Origin of the sequence: Dysgonomonas sp. 37-18 (genome assembly GCF_001899125.1) — a bacterium.
GTDB lineage: Bacteria > Bacteroidota > Bacteroidia > Bacteroidales > Dysgonomonadaceae > Dysgonomonas.
The window spans coordinates 44,039-68,905 of the sequence record NZ_MKVC01000017.1; the positions used below are offsets into that span (position 1 = coordinate 44,039).

The window sequence follows — 24,867 nt, forward strand, 5'->3', positions numbered from 1 at the left end:
GTCATCCTTTTTAATGAAGAACGAAAACTTATTACGATTCTAAATAAAGTGAAAATATGGAAAAGGTGAGGTTTTATATCGTAACTGTCTTAATTTTATATACTGTCAATACTTGGGCGCAAGATACTAGATTGTGGTATGACACGCCTGCCAAAATATGGGAGGAGGCTTTGCCTATAGGAAACTCAAGGCTTGGAGCAATGGTGTATGGTATTCCGGAAAAGGAAGAGTTGCAGTTGAATGAGGAAACAATTTGGGGTGGGGGACCATATAGAAATGACAATCCGGAGGCTTTAGGAGCATTACCTAAAGTACGGGAATTGATATTTGAGGGAAGAACCAGAGAGGCTGATCAACTGATCAACCAAACATTTTTCACTAAAACTCATGGAATGCCTTTTCAAACAGCAGGTAGCGTTATCCTCAATTTTCCTGGTCACCAAAACTATCAGGATTATTATCGGGAACTCGATTTAGACAGAGCTTTAGCAACTACACGTTATACCGTAAACGGAATAAAGTACACTCGTGAAGTCTTTTCATCATTTGCCGATGATGTGATCGTTATGCGGATTACAGCGGAGAAGAAAGGAGCTCTTAATTTTGAGACTGAATATACTAATCGTTCCAAGCATTCTATCTCTAAAAAAGATAACATATTGATACTGGAAGGTAAAGGATCAGATCATGAAGGTATAGAAGGAAAAATTCGTTATCATATACATACGCTGATAAAAAATCAGGATGGGAAGGTCGAAGTTACAGATAGTAAAATCTTGATATCTAATGCTACGGTAGCGACTATCTATATCTCGATGGGAACAAATTTTGTTGACTACAGATCTGTCGAGGGCGACCCCGCTAAGAAGGCTTCAGATGCTTTGGCTAAAGCTCTCAAAACGGATTATATATCCGTACTGAAAAAGCATTCTGATATTTATAGTAAACAATTCAACCGATTCAAACTCGACTTAGGTAGTGTGCCCGAAGCCGAAAAATTGCCGACTACTCAGAGGATTATAGATTTTCAGAAAAATCAAGATCCGTCACTAGTTACATTATTGGCACAGTTTGGTCGTTATTTGCTGATATGTTCGTCTCAGCCCGGAGGACAGCCAGCCAACCTGCAAGGTATCTGGTGTAATAGTATGCATCCGGCTTGGGATAGTAAGTATACCATTAATATTAACGCTGAAATGAATTACTGGCCGGCAGAAGTAACTAATCTTAGTGAAACTCACTTACCAATGATTGAGATGATAAAAGATCTGTCGGAGAGTGGTCGCCAAACGGCAAAAGTGATGTATGGTGCAAATGGATGGGTTGCACACCATAATACTGATATATGGCGTGTAACGAGTCCTATCGATTTTGCAGCGGCCGGCATGTGGCCTACAGGGGGAGCATGGTTGATTCAACATCTTTGGGAACACTACCTTTTTACGGGTGATAAGAAATATTTAGCAGAGGTTTATCCTGCCATGAAAGGTTCTGCAGACTACTTTCTTTCTTCGTTGGTAGAACATCCCCAATATGGTTGGATGGTTGTTAGTCCTTCAGTCTCGCCTGAACAAGGGCCAATGTCTGCTGGCTGTACGATGGATAATCAACTAGTCTTTGATGTATTGACCAGAACAGCGCAGGCAAATAATATTTTAGGTGAAAATGAGGCATATCGAAATCAACTATTATCTATGGTAAGCAAATTACCGCCTATGCATATAGGAAAATACTCTCAGTTGCAGGAATGGCTCGAAGATAAAGACGATCCGAAAAATGAGCATCGTCATGTTTCGCATTTGTATGGCCTGTATCCCGGTAACCAGATATCACCATATACTAATCCCGAGCTATTCGAGGCTACCCAAAACTCTTTAATATACAGAGGAGATATGGCTACAGGATGGTCTATCGGTTGGAAAGTAAATCTTTGGGCACGTCTGCTTGATGGTAATCATGCGTATAAAATAGTGAGCAATATGCTTACATTAGCAGGTAAAGGGAATGAAGATGGACGGACATACCCTAATATGTTTACTGCCCATCCTCCTTTCCAGATTGATGGGAATTTTGGGTTAACAGCAGGTATTGCAGAAATGCTCATTCAAAGTCATGATGGAGCTATTCACCTGTTACCAGCTCTTCCGGATATATGGAAAGACGGATCAGTATCAGGCATAATGGCGCGCGGAGGCTTTGAAATATCTATGAAATGGAAGAACGGTGAGGTTGCAGAAATTTCAATACTGTCGAAACTTGGTGGTAATTTGCGTATTCGTTCGCATACTCGATTATCTGGAAAAGAATTGAAAATAGCGGAAGGTAATAACTCTAATCTTTTTTTTGCTCCGGCAGATATAGCAAAGCCTATTATATCTCAAGAGGCTTCATTAAAAGGAATTTCACTAAAAGAAACATTTGAATATGATGTTCCTACCCAAGCAGGAAAGAAATATACTTTTTTCCAAAAACGTTCCTTGTAAAATGATTTTAAAATGAGAAAGAGTTATAGCTTAATTTTATTATTCTTTTTCTGTATGATAACTCATTCAGATTTAAGAGGGCAGATCGATAGTATTCGAGTTGGGAAAATAAATAGAAAACTGATAGTTTATGCTCCGCACAAAATCCCTGAAAATCGACCTTTGTTAATTTCAATGCATGGAGCCGGTCAAGATGCGAATTATCAGCAAAGCCAAGCTAAATATGAATCAATTGCAGATACAGCAAAGTTTATAGTAGTCTATCCTGTAGGGATCAATAAAAGGTGGGATATATCCGGAACAAAGGATATTGAATTCATAGACGCTATAATTGATCAGATGTATAGTCGTTATAAAATTGATCGAAGTCGAATTTATCTGTCGGGTTTTTCGATGGGAGGGATGATGACATATTATGCAGCTACTAAAATTGCAGATAAGATTGCTGCTTTTGCGCCCGTTGGAGGATATTTGATGAGAGGTCCTAATACAGCGAGTTCTCGTCCGATACCAATTATTCATGTGCATGGAACAGATGATGATGTTGTACCTTATGATGGTAGTCTAGTGTCTGTAAGGGCTTGGGCGGCAAGGAATAACTGTTCTTCGGAAGAGCAAATTACCAGTCCTTATCCGTCAGAAAAAGAAAATTCATGCGCTACAAAGAGTTACTGGGGCGCCGGAAATGAAGGAGTAGAAGTCGTACTATTAACATTGAAGGGAAAAGGACATTGGCATTCTACGGACGCTAATTGTGTCAATTCGAGTGAAGAGATATGGAATTTTGTGAAAAGATATTCTTTAGCCTCTGTAAAAAGATAATAGAGAATTTTCATCATCATTTTTTAATTTTATGATTAGTATCAATGAAAAAGATAATTTTCTTCATATTTATTGTATTTACTATTGGAGGCTGTAAAACAGCCGATAAAGTTACCAAATTTACGAATCCAGTAATGTGGGCCGATGTACCAGATATGTCAGCTACCAGAGTCAGAGACGATTTTTATTTGATAAGCACCACCATGCATTTGATGCCGGGTGCTCCTGTCATGAAATCAAAAGATTTGGTTCACTGGGAAATTGTGAGTTATGTTTTTGATAAACTGACAGATACTCCAAAGTACGATCTGAAAGAAGGTACTGTTTACGGACGAGGGCAATGGGCTTCATCGATCCGTTACCATAATGGGAAGTATTACGTTTTGTTCTCTCCTAATGATGAGCCATATAAAGCTTATATATATTCTACAAACGATCCTTCGACAAAATGGGAACTGGTTTCACGTACTCAGCACTTTCATGATGCATCTCTTTTTTTCGATGACGATGGACGGGTATACGTATTTTCGGGTACCGGTTCATTAAAAGAACTTAAGAGTGATCTTTCGGGCGTAAAAGAAGATGGTGTAAGTATGCATGTTTTTGAACGTGATGAAGAAGAAACAGGACTACTGGAAGGCAGTCAAGTGATTAAATATAACGGAAAATATTATCTGCTGATGATCTCTTGGCCTAGGGGAAAACCTCGCCGGCAAGTCTGTTATCGTGCTGATGAAATTACCGGGCCTTATGAAAAGAAAGTCATATTGGAGGACAACTTTGCAGGTTTTCCTTATGCAGGACAAGGCTGTTTGATTGATGATAAAAATGGAAATTGGTATGGTCTCATTTTTCAAGATCGGGGAGCTGTTGGTCGTGTTCCTCTTTTAATGCCATGTCGTTGGGTTGATGGATGGCCTATGCTAGGTGATGAATCAGGAAAAGTCCCTATAATAGGGGAAATTCCACTGGCAAAGCATGACACAGGCAAACGTATAGTTGAGAGTGACGATTTTAAAAGCTCGCAATTGAAGATTAATTGGCAATGGAATCATAATCCGATTGATGAAGCTTGGTCTTTAATAGAGCGTCCGGGATATTTAAGATTAAAAACTAATAGAGTTGTAGACAATCTATATGCTGCTCCTAATACGATTACACAAAGAATGGAAGGACCTCAATGTAGCGGAGTTGTATCTATCTATATAGCAAATATGAAAGATGGAGATGTTGCTGGATTTAGTGCATTTAATGGACATTCGGGTATTTTATCCATTATAAAAGATGGGAATACGAAATATTTGGCAATGTCTACAAATGTTGTAAACTTGGAAGATCGAAGCAAGTCTATCCTTGGTGTAGATATAGAAGAAAAAGAACGTATGAAATTTGATTCAGATATTATTTACCTGCGTATTGATGCTGATTTTAACCTAAATAAAGATATCGCTTCGTTTTATTACAGTTTAGACAATAAGGAATGGAAGAAAATAGGAGATGATTTTAAAATGATATTCGATTATAAGAAACTTTTTATGGGTACTAAATTTGCTATCTTCAATTATGCAACCAAGGCCAATGGAGGATATATTGATGTGGATTTCTTTGAATATAAGAAAAGTGATAATAAGGCATATTGAATATGAAACAGATTAAAATTCTTTTATTTATTGCATTTTGTTCAGTTTCTATATTATCATCCGAAGCGAAAAATCCTCCCAGATTGAAACAGAATATCAACCGAGAATGGAAATTTATTGTTGATCCTTGCTGATGAAACGACGAGTCTTACTTTACTGATTTTATAAATGAATACCTAATTATAAAACAGATAATACATCTGCTTTTATTAAAGCGCAAACCTTTGCGTATCTTTTTTGAATTGTCTATTGATGAGTTTAGGTTTTTGAAAATATATTTGTATAATAGGTTTGTTAATTCAATAAAATTTATGCGAGACTTAAATAGGCAAACATCTTTTAATCGGGTTCGTCCGGAACGTATTATTCAATTTGGCGAAGGTAATTTTCTTCGCGCTTTTGTGGATTGGATTATATGGAATATGAATGAAAAAACTGATTTCGATAGCAATGTCGTAGTAGTACAGCCGATTCCTAATGGAATGGTGGATACCCTTAATGCTCAGGATGGCTTATATCATCTTATACTGAAAGGTTTATGCAATGGCGAAGCTATACATAACACACAACTGATAGATGTTATCAGTCGTGGGATAAATCCATATATCCAATTCGAGGAATATCTTAAGTTAGCTGTCAATCCAGATATACGCTTTGTAATATCTAATACTACAGAAGCAGGCATATCATTTGACCCCGATAATAAATTTGAAGATAAACCTGCAAATAGCTATCCAGGAAAACTCGTACAATTACTGTATCACCGTTTCAAAAAATATGATGGGGCAAAAGATAAGGGCCTTATTATTTTCCCTTGCGAATTGATATTTGAAAACGGAAAAGTATTAAGACGGTGTATCGATAAATATATCAAACATTGGAATCTAGGAGAGGAATTCAACGAATGGGTAAAACAATGTTGCTATATATATAGTACACTTGTCGATCGGATTGTTCCGGGCTATCCTCGTGAAACAGCAGTTCAGATAAAAGAACAAATTGGTTATAATGATTGTCTGCTAGATGAGGGTGAAATATTTCACCTGTGGGTGATAGAAGCACCACAAAGTGTCGCAAAAGAGTTCCCTGCCGATAACGCAGGATTGAATGTTTTGTTTGTTCCTAGTGAAGAACCATATCATGAGCGTAAAGTAACATTACTAAATGGTCCTCATACTGTACTTTCTCCGGTCGGATATTTATTTGGATTAGATACTGTTCGCCAATGTGTAGAGGATGAAATTATATGTGCTTATGTTCAAAAAGTAATGTTTGAAGAATTACTTCCTACTCTTAATTTGCCAAAAGAGGAACTGATTCGGTTCTCTAACGATGTGCTCGACCGTTTTCGTAATCCTTATATAAAACATCAACTAACGAGCATTATGCTTAACTCTTTTTCTAAATTTAAAACTCGAGATCTTCCAGGGTTGAAAACATATTTTAGCCGTAAAGGTTCCTTACCAAATGGTATCCTATTAGGGCTAGCTGCAATCATCACTTACTATAAAGGGGGGAAGCGTGGGGACGATATTATTGTTATTCAAGATGACCTGAAAATTGTAGATATGCTTCAAAGACTTTGGGCAACAGGCTCAACACGTCAGGTTGCCGAGGGGGTTCTTGGTGCACAGTTTATATGGGGCGAGAATCTTAATAATGTATCGGGACTTACCGATCAAGTAACAAGTTACCTTGATGCTATACAGCAGAAAGGAATAAAAGAAGTAGTAAAGGAGATCCTTTGATGAGTAAATTTATAAAGATTAATCCTGCCGACAATGTTGTTGTTGCTATAGATACAATATCAGCAGGTCAAAAGCTATCGATAGATAATATATCGTTTACAGTACTCGAAGATGTCCCTACAGGACATAAGATAGCCTTACAGAATTTTACAATTGGAGATAATATTGTCAAGTATGGTTTTCCTATTGGTCATGCATTTAAAGATATCAAACAAGGTGCACTTGTCAATGAGAAGAATATAAGAACTAATCTTGATGGTGTTTTAGAGTATTATTATGAACCTCAGGATGTTTGTGCTGAATCTGTAAATGAGATCCTTACAATTAAAGGTTATCGTCGTAAGAATGGAACCGTTGGTATCCGCAATGAGATATGGGTTATTCCTACTGTAGGATGTGTAAACGGGATCATAAAAGAACTGGTCAATGATTTGAAAACTGAAACCGGATGCAAAGGAATAGATGCAATTGTAGCCTATCCGCATAACTACGGTTGCTCTCAGCTTGGCGACGATCATGAGAATACACGTAAGATACTTCGCAATATGGTTTTACATCCTAATGCCGGAGCTGTTCTTGTAGTAGGGTTAGGGTGCGAAAATAATCAGCCTGATGCTTTTCGCGAGATGCTTGGCGAATACGATGCGGATCGTGTCAAATTTCTTGTTACTCAGAAAGTAAATGATGAGCATGAAGAAGGTCTGAAAATTCTGCGCGAACTTTACAATTTGGCTTCAAAAGACCGTCGAGTTGATGTTCCTTTAAGTGAATTGAAAATAGGATTGAAGTGTGGTGGATCTGACGGATTTTCTGGAATAACAGCGAATCCATTATTAGGTGTATTTTCAGACTTTCTTGTTGCACAAGGAGGGACAACAGTCCTGACTGAAGTTCCTGAAATGTTCGGTGCTGAAACGATACTAATGGGACGTAGCCAGAATAAAGAGGTTTTTGAGAAGACAGTTCATCTGATAAACGATTTCAAAGAATACTTTATACAGAATAAGCAATCGGTATACGAAAACCCTTCACCTGGAAATAAGGCTGGAGGTATATCCACCTTAGAAGAAAAATCGCTCGGGTGTACACAGAAATCAGGTACGTCAATAGTAAAAGATGTTTTGATGTATGGAGACCTCCTTAGAAAGAGTGGATTAAACCTATTAAGTGCACCCGGTAACGATCTTGTTGCAAGTACAGCTCTGGCAGCATCAGGTTGTCATATAATATTGTTTACAACAGGCAGGGGAACACCTTTTGGCACATTTGTCCCAACTATGAAAATATCTACTAATAGTAATTTGTATAAACATAAACGGAATTGGATAGATTTCGATACCGGAACATTGCTCGAAGGCGAAACGATGAAAGATCTAAGTAAACGTTTTATCGAATATGTAATAAAGGTGTCCAATGGAGAGCTTGTAAATAATGAAAAAAAAGATTACAGAGAAATTGCAATATTTAAGACAGGAGTTACTCTTTAGCTAATTTCAAGATAGATGTTTTAACCTGATATGTTTTTTACAGAAGATTGCCTGATTGACAAAATGCAAGGAATAATAATCTGTTGAACTTTATTACTTCCTTTAATTTGTCTAAGGAGCAATTTGCATGCTGTTCCTCCCATTTTATACGTTTGATGAGTCATAGCCGTTAAAGGAGGATCTACGTAGTTGGAATGCATCTCGTCTGTATACCCGATTAGAGCAATGTCCTCAGGTACTCTTAGTCCCCATTCCCTAATAGCTTTCATTGCTCCAAAAGTCAAGCTGTCTGTCATACCTAGAATTGCATCAGGAGGATTAGTTAATGCCAATAATATGCGAGTCCCTTCATAACCTGTTTCATAACTTATTTTTTTACAAAATACGAGTTCTTTTTCTATTGGTATCTTATTTTCTCGTAAAGCCTGAAGATATCCATGTTTTCGTTGTTTAACTATTTCAAGGTGGTTTGCTCCTCCTATAAAAGCGACTCTCTTTGAACCCGTTTCAAAAAAATGGTTTGTAGCCCTTTGTGCAGATTCGACATTGTCAGTTATAACAGAAGAGAATTTTTCTTTGAGACAAATCCGGTCAAAAAATACTAAAGGCACATTTTGCTCAAGTAAAACATGAAAATGAGAGTAATCTGTTGTTTCCTGTGAAAGACACGCAATTATGCCCTCGACCCTGATGTTAATCAAATCTTCGAGACATTGCTTTTCCTGTTCGTATTGCTCATATGAAGATGTAATAATTGTCGAATAACCGTTTTTTCGTGCAATATCATTGATCCCACTAATAATAGACGAATAATAATGGGTGACTATATCGGGAACTATTATGCCAATTATTCTCGGTGAGTTTTTTAGCAAACTCATAGCAAAGGGATTAGGACGATAATTTCGTTTTCGGGCTAAAGCTTTCACCTTATCTGTAATTTCCTTACCCACTTCGGGACTATTTTTTAGAGCTCGAGATACTGTAGAGATTGATACTCCCAATTCCTTAGCCAAATCTTTTAAAGAAATAGGTCTTATCTTTTGCATAGTGTATATAATAATTAAAGAATAAAGATACATAAATGCAAATTAAGCGCAAAGGTTTGCGTTCGATTTTATACTTACTAAGGTTGAAGAAAATGCATGATGTTATATTTTTGAACAATAACAATTATTTAAAATAATATAGTGGAATACAGAGAAATAGGAAAGACCGGAATGAAAGTCTCCAATCTTAGCTTCGGTGCCTCATCATTGGGAGGTGTTTTTCATTCGATAAAAGAAGAAGAAGGTATAAGAGCTGTACATACAGCAATAGAAAGCGGCATTAATTTTATTGATGTTTCCCCTTATTACGGGTATCTGAAAGCTGAAACAGTGCTGGGTAAAGCATTAAAATGCATTGACCGTAATAAATACTATCTATCGACTAAAGTAGGCCGTTATGGAAAGGATGGGGTAAACCACTGGGATTATTCAGCACAGAAGGCTACCGAAAGTGTCTATGAAAGTATGGAACGTTTGAATATCGATTATATAGACTTAATCAATGTACATGATATTGAATTTGCCGACCTGGATATGGTATGTAATGAAACGCTTCCGGCTCTTGTCGAATTAAGAGAGAAAGGCATAGTAAAACATGTGGGTATAACCAATCTTACCCTACGACATTTTAAATATATAATTGATAAGGTTCCGGAAGGAACGGTAGAAAGTGTATTGTCATTCTGCCATTATTGCCTCAACGACGATGCATTGACCGATTACATAGACTACTTCGAAACAAAAAAGATCGGAGTAATTAACGCTTCTCCGTTTTCGATGGGATTGTTAACCGAGCGGGGGGCTCCCAATTGGCATCCTGCGCCAAAGCCATTGCAGGATTTGTGCAGAAAGGCTGTTAATCATTGTAAATCGAAAGGCATATCAATTGAACAATTGGCTATAAAATATTCAGTTAGTAATCCACGAATTGCAACTACATTGTTCAGCACGACCCGTCCGGAGGCTGTTATACAGAATATAGCATGGGTAAAACAAGCCCTAGATGAAGAATTGCTACATGAAGTGCAAACGATATTAGCACCTCGTTTCAGAGATACTTGGTTAAACAGTTAAATGTAATGTAAGATGAAAGCTATTACGATATTAGAAGAGAATAAACTCGCTATTGTTGAACGGGAAAAACCAATTCTTAAACAAGGGGAAGTACTAGTCAAGATAAAATATGTAGGATTCTGCGGTTCCGATCTGAATACATTTTTGGGTAAAAACCCAATGGTCAAACTACCGGTAATACCCGGTCATGAAATAGGAGCTATTGTAGAAGCCATAGCAGAAGGCGTACCGGAGAATATACAACGGGGTATGGCGTGCACAGTAAACCCTTATACCAATTGTGGATGTTGTTCCTCTTGCCGTAACGGACGGCCTAATGCTTGCCAGTTTAACCAGACATTGGGTGTTCAGCGTGACGGCGCTATGTGCGAATATATTGCTGTACCTTGGCAAAAAGTGATCGTTGATAAAGATATCACCTATAAAAATTTTGCCTTGGTAGAACCGATGAGCGTTGGTTTCCATGCCGTTTCGCGTGCACAGGTAACCGATCTGGATATTGTATTGGTTATAGGCTGTGGAATGATTGGTATTGGCGCTATTGTCCGCGCAGCAATACGTGGAGCCAGAGTCGTCGCAATGGATATGGATGATAATAAATTGAGTCTGGCAAAACAATTGGGGGCAGTTTACACTATCAATTCCAAAACAGAAGATGTACATAATCGCTTACAGGAAATAACAAATAATACCGGTCCCGATGTTGTGATTGAAGCCGTAGGTGTTCCTATTACTTATCAGACAGCAATAAACGAGGTTGCATTTACCGGACGAGTAGTTTGCATAGGTTATGCTAAAACAGAAATAGCCTTCGAAACTAAATATTTTGTTCAAAAGGAAATAGACATCAGAGGGTCACGGAATGCTATGCCTGAAGATTTCCGGGCTGTAATGGAATATATGAAACGTGGAATCTGCCCTGTCGATGAACTGATTAGTGGTATATATCGACCCGAACAAGCACAGCAGGCTCTGGAATATTGGGCAGAAGATCCGGGTAAAGTGTTCAGAGTACTCATTGAGTTCTAAAAAATTATACATGTATGGAATACAAGATAATCGATGCACATGCCCACCTTTGGCTTAAGCAAGATACGGAAATAAACGGACAGAAAATAAAAACACTCGATAATGGGAAGTCCATATTTATGGGAGAAGTGCGTCAGATGCTTCCTCCCTTTATCACTGATGGAAGAAACACAGCAGAGGTATTTCTTTCTAATATGGATTATGCACAAGTGTCCGCAGCTGTTATTACTCAGGAATATATAGATGGGCTACAAAATACTTATTTATGGGAAGTACAGAAAAAATACCCGAACCGTTTTCTTTGTTGTGGCATGTTTGATGTAAGACAGCCGAATTATTTAACACATGCAAAAGAACTAATTGATAGCGGTTTTAAAGCTTTAAAAATACCAGCACAGCGTTTTATTTCGTCCGAAGAAAGATTGTATCTTACTTCCAAACCTTTAATGGAAATATTCAAGTTGATGGAGACGAATGACATACTGTTATCCATAGACCTCGCCGATGGAGATACGCAAGTTGGAGAAATGAAAGAAATTATTTCAGAATGCCCCAATCTGAGAATCGCGATCGGACATTTTGCTATGGTAACCCGACCTAAGTGGCAGGAACAAATAAAATTAGCACAAAATAAAAATGTAATGATCGAATCAGGGGGAATCACATGGCTGTTTAATGATGAATTTTACCCATTTAAAGGAGCGGTAAAAGCCATAAAGAAAGCTGCAGATCTGGTGGGGATGGATAAATTAATGTGGGGATCTGATTATCCCCGTACTATTACAGCTATTACATACCGAATGTCATATGATTTTATTTTAAAGTCTAAAGAAATAGAAGAGGAAAATAAAGCCCGGTTTCTTGGATTTAATGCAGAAAAGTTTTACCGATTTAAGAACTTGATTGACCTTCCTTATATTAAAAATATGTCAGAATAGATAATAACTTATATACCATGAAAACAAATAACAAAAACAAATATACCATAACTCTAGCTCTTATATTCAGCTTGTTTTTTATATGGGCTATAAGCAGTAACCTATTGCCTACAATGATAAGGCAGCTGATGAAAACCTTTGAGCTTTCTGCTTTCGAAGCATCCCTGACGGAGGCTTCTTATTGGATGGCTTATTTTATATTCCCTATACCAATAGCAATGTTTATGAAACGCTTTACTTACAAAGCCGGAATTATTGTTGGACTGTTGATTGCTGCTACAGGAGGATTATTGTTTTTTCCTGCAGCATCTATACAACAATACTGGGCTTATCTGGCTATCTTCTTTATTATTGCAACAGGTATGTGTTTTCTCGAAACAGCAGCTAATCCTTACGTAACTGTTTTAGGAAGTGCCGAAACAGCTCCTCACAGGCTCAATCTTGCCCAGTCATTTAATGGGTTGGGAGCATTCATTGCAGCAATGTTCCTTAGTAAACTGGTATTGAGCGGCAATGACTATAGTAGAGAAACTATCCCTACCGATTATCCTGGTGGATGGGAAGGTTTTGTACAACTCGAAACAGATGCGATGAAGCTACCATACTTAATTCTCGCAGGTATCTTAATTGTGATTGCGATTATCTTTATATTTTCTCATTTACCAAAAATTAAAGAGGGTGACCATGATGAGGGAGATATTAAAGGCGAAAAGCTGATTGATTTTGATGTGCTGAAGCGTTCTCACTTGCGCTGGGGTGTTATAGCCCAATTCTTTTACAATGGTGGACAGACTGCCCTGAATGCTATGTTCCTGATTTATTGTTGCAAATATGTAGGACTTTCGGAAAGTACAGCTACTACATATTTCGGTTTCTATATGCTGGCATTTTTGTTGGGACGCTGGATCGGAACAATGTTGATGGTAAAATTCAAGCCTCAGAGTATGTTGGTTATATATGCTCTTGTTAATATTATGTTATGTGCTGTAATTATGATGTTTGGAGGTATGACAGGTATATATGCGATGCTTGGGGTATCATTCTTTATGTCGATCATGTACCCTACTCAATTTTCTCTTGCTCTGGAGGGATTAGGGAGTAAAACAAAGAGTGGTTCGGCTTTCCTTGTTATGGCTATTGTCGGCAATGTTGTGCTACCTCCATTAACAGGACATTTAATGGACTTGAATGAACGCTTGTACCACATAGCTTATGTAATTCCTCTTGTATGCTTTATTGTATGTGCCTATTATGGCTGGAAGGGGTATAAGATTATAAATTGAAGAGATAAATAATAGTTTTTTAATACTAGATGATTTAAATTAAGCAAGATGGAAAAAAAGGAATTTGGTTATACTTCAAAAAGATATGATTTTCCTACTAAACGTTATTATCAGACTTTAGATCTAAAAAATGATGCCAATCTGATAGAAATGTATAAGCAGCGTCATCAAAAGGGATTCTATTGGGACGAAGTTGGAGCAGGTATCCGTGAAATAGGAGTTCTTGAGATGGAAATATTTATATACAATCAACATCTGGTTATGGTTGTGGAAACTGCCTTAGACTTCGATTGGGAAAAATCTTTTGAGAAATTATCAGAAATGCCGATACAAATCAAGTGGGAGGAATATATGGCTATGTTTCAAGATGCGGATTCGAAAGCGTCATCATCTGAAAAATGGCAAAGAATGGAGCGGATTTTTCAGCTGCCTTAGTTTCCCCGTTACTACGTTGAAAAATACAAAAAATAATAGAAAGTAATAACTAAATATATAATACCGAATGAAAAAAAATATTCAAAGATTAGCTTACATTTGGCTTGGTATCTTACTGATGTCTTGTTCGTCGACAAAGCATGAAACGTTGTTGGAAGGGAGATATGGCCCCACTTGGCAGTCACTTTCTCAATATAAGCAGGCTCCGGATTGGTTTCGTGATGCAAAATTTGGAATTTGGGCACATTGGGGACCTCAATGCCAACCGGAACAGGGTGATTGGTATGCCAGAGATATGTATATGGAAGGAACTCATAAATATAAATGGCATGTTGAAAACTATGGACATCCTTCAGAATTTGGATTCAAAGATGTAATCAATTTATGGAAAGCCGATAAATGGAATCCTGACCAACTGATGGATTTATATTATCGGGCAGGAGCGCGTTATTTCTTTACACTCGGAAACCATCATGATAACTTTGATCTCTGGGACAGTAAATACCAGAAATGGAACTCAGTCAACTTAGGCCCACGCAAAGATATTGTCGGTGCATGGGAAAAAGCAGCCAGAAAGCATAATCTGTACTTTGGAATCAGTATCCATTCTGCTCATGCGTGGACATGGTATGAAACGGCGCAAAGAGCCGATAAAGAAGGTACCAAAGTCGGTATACCGTATGATGGGAAATTAACAAAAAAAGATGGAAAAGGAAAATGGTGGGAAGGTTACGATCCTCAGAAGTTATATGTACAAAACCATGCATTGAGTAAAGAAAGTGAAGATAACTGGAAAATCCACAGTCAATGGGCGTGGGGGAATGGAGCATCAGTTCCTTCAGATGAATATTGCCAGAACTTCCTTGACAGAAATATTGATGTTATAAACAAGTACAACCCCGATCTGATTTACTATGACGACACAAGCTTGCCACTATGGCCAATAAGTGATGTTGGACTGAAGATTTTATCGCACTTCTATAACAAAAGCTTAAAATATAATAATGGGAAAAATGAAGCCGTTGCATTTGCTAAAATATTGACCGATGAACAAAAAAACGCTTTGGTTTGGGATGTGGAGAAAGGTATTCCGGATAAGATTCAAGAAAAACCATGGCAAACATGTACCTGCCTCGGAGTTTGGCATTATGATCGATCTATTTATGAAAACGATCATTATAAATCGGCCAAGACGGTGATACATATGCTAATTGATATTATAAGTAAAAACGGGAACTTATTGTTAAGTATTCCCCAGAGAGGAGATGGCACAATAGATGATAAAGAGTTGAAAATACTGGAAGATATTGCAGCCTGGATGGCTGTAAATAGTGACGGCGTATATGGGACTCGCCCGTGGAAGGTATTTGGAGAAGGGCCAGTGGCCGAGGCACCTAACCCTATACAAGCTCAGGGATTTAATGAAGGCAAACACCAACCTTACACATCAGAAGATATCCGTTTTGTGACTAAAGGAGATGTTCTGTATGCGCATGTACTGGCATGGCCTGAGAATGGCAAAGTTGTAATAAAGTCTCTGTCTGATGGGAATAGTTTGTACCCTAAAACGATTCATAATATAGAAATGGTGGGTAATGATGCGAAAATAAAATATTCCAGAACAAAAGAAGGCTTGGTTGTTGAATTGCCTGAAAATTCAGATAAAAAAGCCATATCTATCTTATTGAAAATTATTTAAGAAAGGTATTTTCCGTTCTAAGAAAGTTGACTATAAAGTTATTCGTAAACTAACAGAAGATATATAAAATAAAAATATTTACAGATATTCTTCTAAAACAAAATAGGTATATAAACCTTATTGCCCTTGTGTTAATAACGATTATACAGACTCAGTTAAGGAAGAGAATATAGGAAGCCTTTTTATGTGACAAAACATGCTTGATAATCAATGTATACTGAATAGGTATGTGGGTTTTGATTATGGAACAGGAGAGCCTTATTCCGCTGATTCTGGTTGTGCAACTTCGAATCGTAAAGATGGAGTTGTATATATATGGAAATAAGTTGATGGAATTTAGTACATACTAAATATCTCTATGTTAAAATTACAATCAAAAATAGACGAAGATGCAACAGTTTTAAGTTTAAGATTGATGATATTGATGACATACAGTTGTCACTAAATATATTTATTTTTGCTCTTAATTGTTATTTGAATGATTGTATACGAATAAATAAAATTAAATGAGAAAATTATTTCTGTCCTCTTCTTTCAAAGATGTAGCATCTTTATTGATAGATTTTGCAAAAGAAGACATAAAAGGGAAAACCGTAACTTTCATCCCAACTGCGAGTATTAATGAAAAGGTAAAGTTTTATGTTGGATCAGCACGTAAAGCATTCGAAAAAATGGGTTTGGTAGTAGACGAGTTAGAGTTAACAAAAGCTACTATTAAGGATATACTGAACAAGTTGAAAAAAAATGATTATATCTACGTTTCGGGAGGAAATACATTCTTTTTACTTCAAGAGTTAAAAAGAACAGGAGCAGATAAGATAATTATGGATGAAATTAATTCGGGAAAATTGTATATTGGCGAATCCGCAGGAGCAATGATTGTGTCTCCAAATATTGAATATGTTAAGGATATGGATGATTGTAAGATGGCATCAGGTCTAAATACATTCGAAGCATTAAATGTAATTAATTTTTATCCGGTGCCTCACCATACAAACTTCCCGTTTGCTAAAGCTGTGGAGAAAATAATAGCTAAATATGAATCAAAAATAAATTTATATCCGATTAATAACTCTCAAGTTATTTTAGTAGAAAAAGATAATATTTGGGTTGTTGGTAAATGATTTATATTCATTTATTGGGGCTGTTTTTACCCTGTGCTTATATGAAAAAATAATAGGAAATACCGAAAGTATTTCCTATTATTTACTAAAATTGTCAGATGTAGGTTGGGGCTGATTTATTTAGCAGTAGCTTCTACGTATTCCTTACCTTCGTCATCCAAGATAACAACTTTAATGCTTTCTTCTGATTTTGAAGACAGGGTTACTTTAGTAAGTTTCTTATCTGCATTGTAGGCAAGAGCTGTAACATTATAAGATTCAGTGTATCCTTGTATCGCAGCTTGTACTTTCTCATTCAAGTCTTCAAACTTCACGTCTACATATCCATCATCGTTTGTTTGATTGATAGCAACAACTGCATTATTTTCACTAGAGAAACTTTGTACATTTGCAAAAGTTGATGTTCCAAAAACTATCGCAATGGCTAACATCATAAATTTCATTGTTTTCATGTCTTCTAATTTTTAAATTACTATTAATTTAGGTATAAATGTGTAATCTTCACTTACACTATATAGTTTGCAATAGCTATGCCAAAAGAAATAGAAATATCTTTTGTTTGTGTAATGTGTTTATTATTAGGTGTATATTGTAATTTTATTTTAATAAAGAAGAATAATCTAACTGTAGAATTGTGGAAAATTTCTACAATCTAAGTTGTGGAAAACTAAATAGAATCATTAATTGTTCGTTTTATATATAGAAAAGACTAAGTAATGGTAGAAACTCCCGAGAAAAATATAAGATTCAAAGCTGTGCTGATATATTTAATCGTAGCTCTTATTTGTTGCGGAATGCTCATTTATATATATAAACTTAGAGACGATATCGATGATCAAAAAAGAAGTGTTTTACAGTATTATAAGGAGTTGTCACTTGTAAACAAGCTGATTGATTCTGTAAACGCATCACAATTGGAAGTAAACCTTTATGTATCTTCGAAACAAGTAAAGCATTATAAACTCTTTAATGAAAGATTAAATATTGTTGAATGTTTAATGGATTCTCTAAGTCATATAAATCCACTACACAATGAGAAACTACAGCAGATCAATAATCTTTTGGTAAAGAAAGGAGTAATTGTATCAAATTTGAATAAGCAGTTTAGCAATAAAAATCCAATCGAGTCAATAAATGAAGTATTAAAAGAAATTGATCCTGTTATCAGAAAAGATACTGTTTTAGTTACTGCTACCATACAAGATACTATAATCTATTCGGGCTCTAAAAAAGGTTTTTGGAAAAAACTGGGTGAATTATTTTCATCATCAAAAGGATCAGATACTGTAACTTCTATTACTACAGCCAAATTGGATACATTGACCATGCCCAAGAATGATACACTCCATATAGTATCAGAAGTCACAGAAATAGCCGAACAAGCTAAAGACGATTATGTAAAACGAATTATATCAATCGAAAGCAATTTAAGTAATCTAATTGTAGCAGACCAAGAAATTTCTTCTGAGATTACAACATTGCTTATTGGTTTGTATAACCAGACCGTGCAGACAAGACTTGATGAAATTCAGAAAAGCGAACAACTTATACGAGATAATAATACTTACTCTATTATAAGCAGTATTGTTTCTCTTATCCTGATTTTTATATTCATATTGCTTATAATAAGTGATGTAAATAAAAGTTATAGGTTGCGAAAGAATCTAGAGCAGGCAAACCGAAGAATAAAGCAAATTATGGATAGCCGTCATAAGTTATTACTGTCTATTTCTCACGATATCAAAACGCCTCTTAATTCTATACTCGGAACCTTAGAATTAAAAGAAATAAAGAATGATTTCCTTTCTGATGAGATTCGTACAATGAAGGATTCGGGACAATATATTCTTGCACTTTTAGGTAATTTATTAGAATTTTCGAGTATTGAGCAAGGTACCTCGAACATATCGAATCGTATATTTAATTTGCGTGACCTGTGTCAGCAGACAGTCGAAATGTTTATTCCTTTAGCCAATAAGAAGACGTTAAAATTGTCTTATTCATTTGAATTCGATGAGAATTTGATATTGTCATCTGATTCTTTAAAAATCAAGCAGATACTAATAAATATCTTATCTAATTCGATTAAGTATACATCTGAAGGTTCCGTTCAATTTGATGTGAAATATTCTAATTCCATATTATATTGCATTATAGAAGATACGGGCGTAGGTATTCCTGAAAATCAGATAAAAGATATATTTCTACCATTTAGCCGGATAGATCAAAATTCTCATTTATCCGAAGGTTCAGGCTTTGGTCTGTACGTAGTTAAGGGGTTAGTCGATTTAGTAAAAGGAAGTATAAAAGTTTCTTCTCAGGAAGGGAAAGGCACGAGAACTGAAATATCTATTCCTGTAAGCGAGGTCTTTGTAAAGGATAGTTTCATTCCTAAGAGAATATTAGTGGTAGACGACGATATGTCTTATCTGATTATTATTCGTAATATGTTGTTAAGCCTAGGTCATATACCATCTACTTGTAATAATATAGATGAATTTGACGCGATAGTAGCTGTGATTGGTCAATATGATGAGATCTTGACAGATATGGAAATGGAGACTTTTAGCGGTATTGATGTCTTAAATAGGATAAAATACAGTGGAATAAATGTACCGGTTACAATAGTCACAGCCCGAGAAGATGTCGATTATGATGACTTTATAAGAATGGGCTTTAAAGCCTATATTAAAAAGCCTGTGTCAATAAGTGATCTAAAATTATTATTTGGAGGACAAATAAAAGATGAAAGTGTGATAGGTTTTAGTTCGCTTAATAAAATTCTGGAAGAAGATACCGAAGCTTTACATGAGGTTCTGGCATCTTTTGTTCAATCAACATTCGAAAACGTGAGTCGGCTTAAACAGGCTCTCCTTGAGAGTGATTTTAATACGGCTCAACTTATTGGTCATAAAATGCAGCCAATGTTTATACAAATTGGGGCTGTTGATAAATTAGATATATTGAAGAAACTAGATGCACATCGTTTAGATGCTACTGTAATGTATCCCGATTGGGAGAGTGACGTCCTCGAACTTATCGAATATGCCGAGCAAATAATAAACGATGTTCAGAATTATTTGGATTCTCATTAAATTTCCATACCATATTGATGCATTTTATTGTAAAGGGTTTTTCTATCAATATTTAGTAGGTTAGCTGCTTTCGTTTTATTTCCCTTTGTTATTTTTAAGGCTTTGATAATTTGCTCCCGTTCATCTATTGGTAATAAGATTTGCTCTGTTTGCTTCGGGATTTGGATAAACTCAGGTAAAAGGTCTGGCGTAATTTCTGTTCCTTTCGTAAACAATACTGTTCTACGTATAACATTCCTTAATTCTCGAAGATTTCCGGGCCAGTGGTATTCTTTTAGTATCGACATACATTCTTCCGAAAATCGCTCCACTTTTCGCTCCAATTCTTTATTGGCATCAGTTAAGAAACTATTTGCAAAAAGAACAATATCATCTTTTCGCTCGCGCAAGGGTGGAACTATGAGTGTAAATTCATTTAATCTATGGTACAAATCTTCTCGGAAACGTCCTTCTGTGATAGCTGTTTCCACATTTTCATTCGTTGCAACTATCATTCTTACATCTACTTTTATGTCTGTGGCAGAACCCACCGGGCGTATTTTTCGCTCCTGTATGGCTCTTAATAATTGAACCTGAACCTCATATGACAAGTTTCCGACTTCATCGAGAAAAACTGTTCCTCCTTCTGCTTGCTCAAATACACCTTTCTTATCTGCAATAGCAGAGGTAAATGATCCTTTAAGATGTCCAAATAGTTCACTTGGGGCTAATTCTTTTGATAAGCTACCACAATCCACAGCTATAAACTGAGCTTGTTTTCTTTGACTGTAATCATGTATCATTTTAGCCGTATATTCTTTTCCGGTGCCGCTTTCTCCTCTTATAAGTACAGACAAATGTGTCGGTGCTACGAGTTGTATATGCTCATACATCTGTTTGGATAAATCACTGGTACCATAAACGATACGTGTAGTAGAAAGTGTTTCTTTTGATGTTTGAATAGGAGTATGATTTAAAGCCTCTTCTATTTTTGATTTTAGAACTTCCGGGTTTATGGGTTTTTCCATGTAATCAAAAGCTCCTAGTTTAATAGCCGAGACTGCGCTTTGCACTTCCCCATAGCTGGTCATTATGATAACAGGTGTATTTATTTTCTTTTCTCTGATCCAAGTCAGTAACATTATACCATCCCCATCAGGAAGTCTTAGATCTGTGATGATTAACGAGAAATCAACTTTTAATAAATCTTTTTTAGCTTCGTCTACAGTCGATCTAACCAAAGGATCAAATCCATTTTTATTAAACCATTTTTTTAGGACAATTCCGAATGTATTGTCATCTTCAATAATTAAAACTTTGGAAGCCATTATTCATTATCAGTTAGAGGAATATTCTCTCAAAATTATTTGTTTTTATTTTCAGACGAAAAGCTTTTATTCATAATTAACACTAATAAATAAAATGCTATTAGATCAACTTACTAATCAAAATTGTATAAAACAACATATAGCTGAAGGGGATTAATCTCCCCTCAACTATATTGTTTGATTAATAATAATCATATGTTTTTTGTAAATGAGATTGATAATGGGTAACCTAAATCAATTCCATTTAAATAGTTTCATACCTATAACGAAGCAGATAATTCCAAGAGCTGATAAAGTACAAGTAGGATAAATCACTTCCATCCATCCTGCTCCCTCATTAAAAATGCTACGTATTCCATCTGTTAGTGCCGTTAGCGGAAGTAACTTAATAGTACTGATGCTCCATTCCGGGAAATTATGGTAACTAAAGAAGATACCCGATAACAACATCATAGGCATTTGTACAGCATTAATCCATCCTGTGCCCACCTCCGTTTTAGTAGTGCGAGATGCAACTAAGATGGCGATACCTGTAAACGCAAGGTTCCCGGCCAAAAATAAGACAATCAACGCTCCGATGTTTCCTTGGATATGAATATCGAATATTAGCCATGCGAAAAACAGAAGAATCAGAGACTCAACTACATTCATGAGAATACGTACAAACATCAATGCAAACAAGAAATTAGATTTCTTCATTGGTGTCGCAACCATCCGTCTTAACAATTTCTGGGATCTTCGTTCGATAATTGTATAACTAATTCCCCACATAATAGAACTCATCAATCCGAAAGCAATTAGCCCCGGTATGAGGAAGTCAATATAACGAACACCCAGTAATGTTAATGGTTCGATATTGGTGTTTTCTGCATTCATGGTTGAATCGGGTGATTTTACCAATGCAGAAAGTTTCATATATGCTAATTGAGACTGAGTGTTGAGCGGGTCGAAATGATAGATGGCCTTTCCCAACGAGTCTGTAACAATGACATCTGCTTCACCCCTCTTTAATGAAATGATAGCAGAATCCCAGTCGCTTTGTGAGAACTTAAATACGGTATTACCCAGTTCTTTGTTACTAATTTTCCAATTTAGGACGTTCCCATCTTTACTCTGTACATTTGTTCCATAAATATGGAGGAGTGAATCTAATTCTGTTTTATTCTTTTCAACAAGAATAACGTTAAATTTTGATTCCGTTTGCTGTGTAAAAGCCAAACCCAATCCGATGGAGATGAGTACAGGAAAGATCATACCCCAAAAAAGAACTTCCGGTTCACGGATTGTTAATAAAAACTGGGTCTTGAAAAGTTGATATAGTTGATTGGTTTTGATTGATTCCTTTATTGACATAATTGAAAGTATATAAGTGTTATTTACAGTACAATATTTCCGTTCTCTCGAAGAGCTTTTCCTGTGAGGTTGATAAATAATTCGTCGAGGTTGCGGGAATTTTCGTCCAACAATTCTTCTAGTTTTCCTTCCTTTAATATTTTTCCTTCATCAATAATGATTATATGATCGCAAAGAGATTCAGCTTCTTCCATATAATGTGTTGTTAGGATAAGAGTGGTTTCACCTTTGTCTTTTAATTCTTTCAGAATATTCCACAGATCGAGTCGTGAATGTGGGTCGAGTCCGGTAGTCGGTTCGTCCAAAAAAAGAATTTGCGGAGTATTTAGTAGTGCTACTCCTAAAGCAAGCCGTTGTCGCTGTCCTCCGGAGAGTGTTCCTACCATAGATTTTCGTTTACTTTCCAGACCGGTGAGTTCGATAATTTCATTTGCTCGTTTCTCTCCAAGTCGGAAGAAACTGGCAAACAAGCATAATGTCTCAAAAACAGTCAGTTTATCCGAGAAACGAGTCTCTTGCAATGATAGACCTATTATTGCCCGGAGTTCCTTTTCATTCTTATGCCAATTTTTACCCTGCAAGAGAATCTCTCCCGAGTCCGGCTTTTTTAATCCTTCCATCATCTCAACCATTGTTGTCTTTCCGGCTCCATTAGGTCCAAGCAAAGCTACAAATTTACCGGGTTCTATTCCAAAAGAGATGCCTCTAACGGCATGTACATCCTTAAATGACTTATATACGTCTTTTACTTCTATCTGATACATTATTCTAATTTATTTACCCTACCTATTTATTATTAAGTGATAAAAGTAATAACGAATTTTATCACTACAAAGTTTTGGTATTTGGTAATCTATTTTGATTATGGCTCTAAACACATCTTTATATCCATATTAAAATTAAAGGCGTATGTTGTTCATTAGTTTGTTATTGTATGTTTCAGTAAGAATATTTTGGAGATGTTGTATTTGCGATATTCAATACCGCTTTAGAAGCCACGATGAATAATCAAATTTTTATATCTAAAGAATATTATTAGAAAAATATTAGAGCCCTACTCTTTAATTCTAATGTTTTTATAATGGATTGTTTTTCATTTGTTTATGTTGCAATATCTACCTTTGCAGTATCAAAATTAGAAAACAATATTATAAAATCAAAAATAGTTTAAATCATAATTAAAAAATTAAAGAAATGAAAAGAATTTATTTGTTTATCGTAGGCTTTATATGTTTGGTAACAATACCTAAAGCGAATGCATGTACACGTGTCGTTTATACCGGAGATAATGGAATGGTAGTAACAGGTCGTACAATGGACTGGAAAACTGAAATGCATAGTAATATATGGGTTTTCCCTAGAGGGATGGAAAGAAGTGGGGAAACCGGAAGCAATTCTTTAAAATGGACCTCTAAATATGGTAGTGTAGTAACATCTGCTTTTGAAATAGCCAGTACCGATGGTATGAATGAGAAGGGTTTAGTTGCAAATTTGTTATGGTTGAATGAGTCTGTATATCCGGCATGGGATAAGAGCAAACCGGGACTAACCATAGCTGCTTGGGTGCAATATATGCTCGACAACTTTGCTTCGGTTGATGAAGCTGTTTCTTTTGTTGGTAAAAATTCTTTTCAAGTAGTTTCTGATAAGATGCCTGATGGTTCGAGACTGGCAACATTACACCTTGCTATTTCTGATGCTACAGGCGATAGCGCTATTTTCGAATATATAGATGGAAAACTGAATATCTACCATAGCAAGGACTATAATGTAATGACCAACTCTCCAACTTATGATAAACAGTTGGCCTTGAATGACTATTGGAAGTCTATTGGTGGATTGACTTTCCTTCCGGGTACTAATCGTGCTGCCGATCGTTTTGCGAGAGCAAGCTTCTATATCGATGCACTTCCTAAAATAGGTGATGAGAAATTAGCGGTAGCAAGCGTTTTCAGTGTTATTCGTAATGCCTCTGTTCCTTATGGAATTTCTACACCTGATAGTCCTGAGATTTCTACAACACAATGGAGAACAGTATCGGATAGTAAGAATTTGACTTATTTCTTTGAATCGAGTTTGACTCCGAATACATTCTGGGTAAATCTTCAGGACATGAATTTATCAAAAGGTGCTCCTGTCCTTAAATTGTCTTTAGCAAATGGTGAAACTTACAATGGGAATACAATAAATAACTTCAAGGTTTCACAGCCGTTCAAATTTCTGGGTGTGAATGATTAAGCAATAAAGATTGAAAAGTCCATTGAAGAAATGGACTTTTCGATTTGTATTTTGCACGTAGTTTAT

At 36.1% G+C, this 24,867-nt stretch carries 19 protein-coding genes; 14 read left to right on the forward strand and 5 right to left on the reverse strand.

From position 1 onward, the window contains the following. The first annotated feature begins 56 nt into the window (after positions 1–56). The 5 genes from BGO84_RS06550 (at position 57) to BGO84_RS06570 (ending at position 8,180) form a co-directional block, all read left to right on the forward strand. Entirely contained in the window at positions 57–2,483 is a 2,427-nt protein-coding gene (locus BGO84_RS06550) for a glycoside hydrolase family 95 protein (RefSeq protein WP_291028543.1), read from the forward strand. A gap of 54 nt (positions 2,484–2,537) precedes the next feature. Then, on the forward strand, positions 2,538–3,305 hold the full coding sequence (locus BGO84_RS06555) for a PHB depolymerase family esterase (RefSeq protein ID WP_291028544.1): 768 nt from the start codon (positions 2,538–2,540) through the stop codon (positions 3,303–3,305). A 44-nt stretch (positions 3,306–3,349) separates the two neighbouring features. Continuing rightward, positions 3,350–4,945, forward strand: a complete 1,596-nt coding sequence (locus BGO84_RS06560) for a glycoside hydrolase 43 family protein (RefSeq protein ID WP_291028545.1) — start codon at positions 3,350–3,352, stop codon at positions 4,943–4,945. Positions 4,946–5,256: 311 nt separating this feature from the next. Then, positions 5,257–6,693 (forward strand): tagaturonate reductase, encoded by a 1,437-nt coding sequence (locus BGO84_RS06565; RefSeq protein WP_291028546.1) that lies wholly within the window; start codon positions 5,257–5,259, stop codon positions 6,691–6,693. Beyond that, positions 6,690–8,180 carry an altronate dehydratase family protein gene (locus BGO84_RS06570; RefSeq protein WP_291028547.1) on the forward strand — a complete coding sequence of 497 codons (1,491 nt, stop codon included), beginning with the start codon at positions 6,690–6,692 and terminating at the stop codon, positions 8,178–8,180. The genes BGO84_RS06565 and BGO84_RS06570 overlap by 4 nt, the downstream gene beginning before the upstream one ends. Positions 8,181–8,200: 20 nt before the next feature. Here BGO84_RS06570 and BGO84_RS06575 read toward each other — a convergent pair whose 3' ends face one another. Next, positions 8,201–9,226 carry a LacI family DNA-binding transcriptional regulator gene (locus BGO84_RS06575; RefSeq protein ID WP_291028548.1) on the reverse strand — a complete coding sequence of 342 codons (1,026 nt, stop codon included), beginning with the start codon at positions 9,224–9,226 and terminating at the stop codon, positions 8,201–8,203. A gap of 141 nt (positions 9,227–9,367) precedes the next feature. Here BGO84_RS06575 and BGO84_RS06580 point away from each other — a divergent pair, with 141 nt between their 5' ends. The 7 genes from BGO84_RS06580 (at position 9,368) to BGO84_RS06610 (ending at position 16,808) form a co-directional block, all read left to right on the forward strand. After that, the gene (locus BGO84_RS06580; protein ID WP_291028549.1) at positions 9,368–10,300 is read left to right on the forward strand and encodes an aldo/keto reductase; all 933 of its coding nucleotides are present in this window, start codon (positions 9,368–9,370) and stop codon (positions 10,298–10,300) included. A gap of 12 nt (positions 10,301–10,312) precedes the next feature. Continuing rightward, complete coding sequence (locus BGO84_RS06585) at positions 10,313–11,329, forward strand: zinc-binding alcohol dehydrogenase family protein (protein WP_291028550.1); 1,017 nt, start codon at positions 10,313–10,315, stop codon at positions 11,327–11,329. A 14-nt stretch (positions 11,330–11,343) separates the two neighbouring features. Continuing rightward, a complete protein-coding gene (locus tag BGO84_RS06590) occupies positions 11,344–12,267 on the forward strand; it encodes an amidohydrolase family protein (protein ID WP_291028551.1) in 924 nt (307 codons plus the stop codon). 17 nt (positions 12,268–12,284) lie between these two features. Beyond that, positions 12,285–13,550, forward strand: coding sequence for an L-fucose:H+ symporter permease (gene fucP, locus BGO84_RS06595; RefSeq protein WP_291028552.1), 1,266 nt, complete (start codon positions 12,285–12,287; stop codon positions 13,548–13,550). 48 nt (positions 13,551–13,598) lie between these two features. Continuing rightward, on the forward strand, positions 13,599–13,985 hold the full coding sequence (locus BGO84_RS06600) for an L-rhamnose mutarotase (protein WP_291028553.1): 387 nt from the start codon (positions 13,599–13,601) through the stop codon (positions 13,983–13,985). A gap of 118 nt (positions 13,986–14,103) precedes the next feature. Continuing rightward, positions 14,104–15,684, forward strand: a complete 1,581-nt coding sequence (locus BGO84_RS06605; RefSeq protein ID WP_291028606.1) for an alpha-L-fucosidase — start codon at positions 14,104–14,106, stop codon at positions 15,682–15,684. Positions 15,685–16,190: 506 nt separating this feature from the next. Continuing rightward, positions 16,191–16,808 (forward strand): Type 1 glutamine amidotransferase-like domain-containing protein, encoded by a 618-nt coding sequence (locus BGO84_RS06610; protein ID WP_291028554.1) that lies wholly within the window; start codon positions 16,191–16,193, stop codon positions 16,806–16,808. Positions 16,809–16,924: 116 nt separating this feature from the next. On the opposite strand, the gene BGO84_RS06615 is transcribed toward BGO84_RS06610, so the two are convergent. Then, a complete protein-coding gene (locus tag BGO84_RS06615; protein WP_135104206.1) occupies positions 16,925–17,260 on the reverse strand; it encodes a hypothetical protein in 336 nt (111 codons plus the stop codon). Between the two features lie 264 nt (positions 17,261–17,524). Between BGO84_RS06615 and BGO84_RS06620 the strand changes: the two genes are divergently transcribed. Next, positions 17,525–19,903, forward strand: coding sequence for a hybrid sensor histidine kinase/response regulator (locus BGO84_RS06620; RefSeq protein WP_291028555.1), 2,379 nt, complete (start codon positions 17,525–17,527; stop codon positions 19,901–19,903). Here BGO84_RS06620 and BGO84_RS06625 read toward each other — a convergent pair. The 3 genes from BGO84_RS06625 to BGO84_RS06635 form a co-directional block, all read right to left on the reverse strand. Beyond that, positions 19,900–21,210: a sigma-54 dependent transcriptional regulator gene (locus BGO84_RS06625; RefSeq protein ID WP_291028556.1), complete on the reverse strand. Its 1,311-nt coding sequence runs from the start codon at positions 21,208–21,210 to the stop codon at positions 19,900–19,902. The two genes, BGO84_RS06620 and BGO84_RS06625, sit on opposite strands and share 4 nt — an antisense overlap. Before the next feature lie 234 nt (positions 21,211–21,444). Next, positions 21,445–22,563: an ABC transporter permease gene (locus BGO84_RS06630; protein WP_291028557.1), complete on the reverse strand. Its 1,119-nt coding sequence runs from the start codon at positions 22,561–22,563 to the stop codon at positions 21,445–21,447. A 23-nt stretch (positions 22,564–22,586) separates the two neighbouring features. Beyond that, positions 22,587–23,327, reverse strand: coding sequence for an ABC transporter ATP-binding protein (locus BGO84_RS06635; RefSeq protein ID WP_135104210.1), 741 nt, complete (start codon positions 23,325–23,327; stop codon positions 22,587–22,589). A gap of 430 nt (positions 23,328–23,757) precedes the next feature. On the opposite strand from BGO84_RS06635, the gene BGO84_RS06640 reads away from it, so the two are divergent. Next, positions 23,758–24,801 carry a linear amide C-N hydrolase gene (locus BGO84_RS06640; protein ID WP_291028558.1) on the forward strand — a complete coding sequence of 348 codons (1,044 nt, stop codon included), beginning with the start codon at positions 23,758–23,760 and terminating at the stop codon, positions 24,799–24,801. Positions 24,802–24,867 lie beyond the last annotated feature (66 nt).

What these genes read in the sequence shown, in the direction of transcription:
- BGO84_RS06590 (WP_291028551.1), top strand. Translation starts at nt 11,344, where the DNA reads ATGGAATACAAGATAATCGATGCACATGCCCACCTTTGGCTTAAGCAA.
- BGO84_RS06565 (WP_291028546.1), top strand. Translation starts at nt 5,257, where the DNA reads ATGCGAGACTTAAATAGGCAAACATCTTTTAATCGGGTTCGTCCGGAA.
- BGO84_RS06600 (WP_291028553.1), top strand. Translation starts at nt 13,599, where the DNA reads ATGGAAAAAAAGGAATTTGGTTATACTTCAAAAAGATATGATTTTCCT.
- fucP (WP_291028552.1), top strand. Translation starts at nt 12,285, where the DNA reads ATGAAAACAAATAACAAAAACAAATATACCATAACTCTAGCTCTTATA.
- BGO84_RS06610 (WP_291028554.1), top strand. Translation starts at nt 16,191, where the DNA reads ATGAGAAAATTATTTCTGTCCTCTTCTTTCAAAGATGTAGCATCTTTA.
- BGO84_RS06620 (WP_291028555.1), top strand. Translation starts at nt 17,525, where the DNA reads ATGGTAGAAACTCCCGAGAAAAATATAAGATTCAAAGCTGTGCTGATA.
- BGO84_RS06630 (WP_291028557.1), bottom strand. Translation starts at nt 22,563, where the DNA reads ATGTCAATAAAGGAATCAATCAAAACCAATCAACTATATCAACTTTTC.
- BGO84_RS06615 (WP_135104206.1), bottom strand. Translation starts at nt 17,260, where the DNA reads ATGAAAACAATGAAATTTATGATGTTAGCCATTGCGATAGTTTTTGGA.
- BGO84_RS06575 (WP_291028548.1), bottom strand. Translation starts at nt 9,226, where the DNA reads ATGCAAAAGATAAGACCTATTTCTTTAAAAGATTTGGCTAAGGAATTG.
- BGO84_RS06560 (WP_291028545.1), top strand. Translation starts at nt 3,350, where the DNA reads ATGAAAAAGATAATTTTCTTCATATTTATTGTATTTACTATTGGAGGC.
- BGO84_RS06635 (WP_135104210.1), bottom strand. Translation starts at nt 23,327, where the DNA reads ATGTATCAGATAGAAGTAAAAGACGTATATAAGTCATTTAAGGATGTA.
- BGO84_RS06605 (WP_291028606.1), top strand. Translation starts at nt 14,104, where the DNA reads ATGTCTTGTTCGTCGACAAAGCATGAAACGTTGTTGGAAGGGAGATAT.
- BGO84_RS06555 (WP_291028544.1), top strand. Translation starts at nt 2,538, where the DNA reads ATGATAACTCATTCAGATTTAAGAGGGCAGATCGATAGTATTCGAGTT.
- BGO84_RS06625 (WP_291028556.1), bottom strand. Translation starts at nt 21,210, where the DNA reads ATGGCTTCCAAAGTTTTAATTATTGAAGATGACAATACATTCGGAATT.
- BGO84_RS06550 (WP_291028543.1), top strand. Translation starts at nt 57, where the DNA reads ATGGAAAAGGTGAGGTTTTATATCGTAACTGTCTTAATTTTATATACT.
- BGO84_RS06640 (WP_291028558.1), top strand. Translation starts at nt 23,758, where the DNA reads ATGAAAAGAATTTATTTGTTTATCGTAGGCTTTATATGTTTGGTAACA.
- BGO84_RS06585 (WP_291028550.1), top strand. Translation starts at nt 10,313, where the DNA reads ATGAAAGCTATTACGATATTAGAAGAGAATAAACTCGCTATTGTTGAA.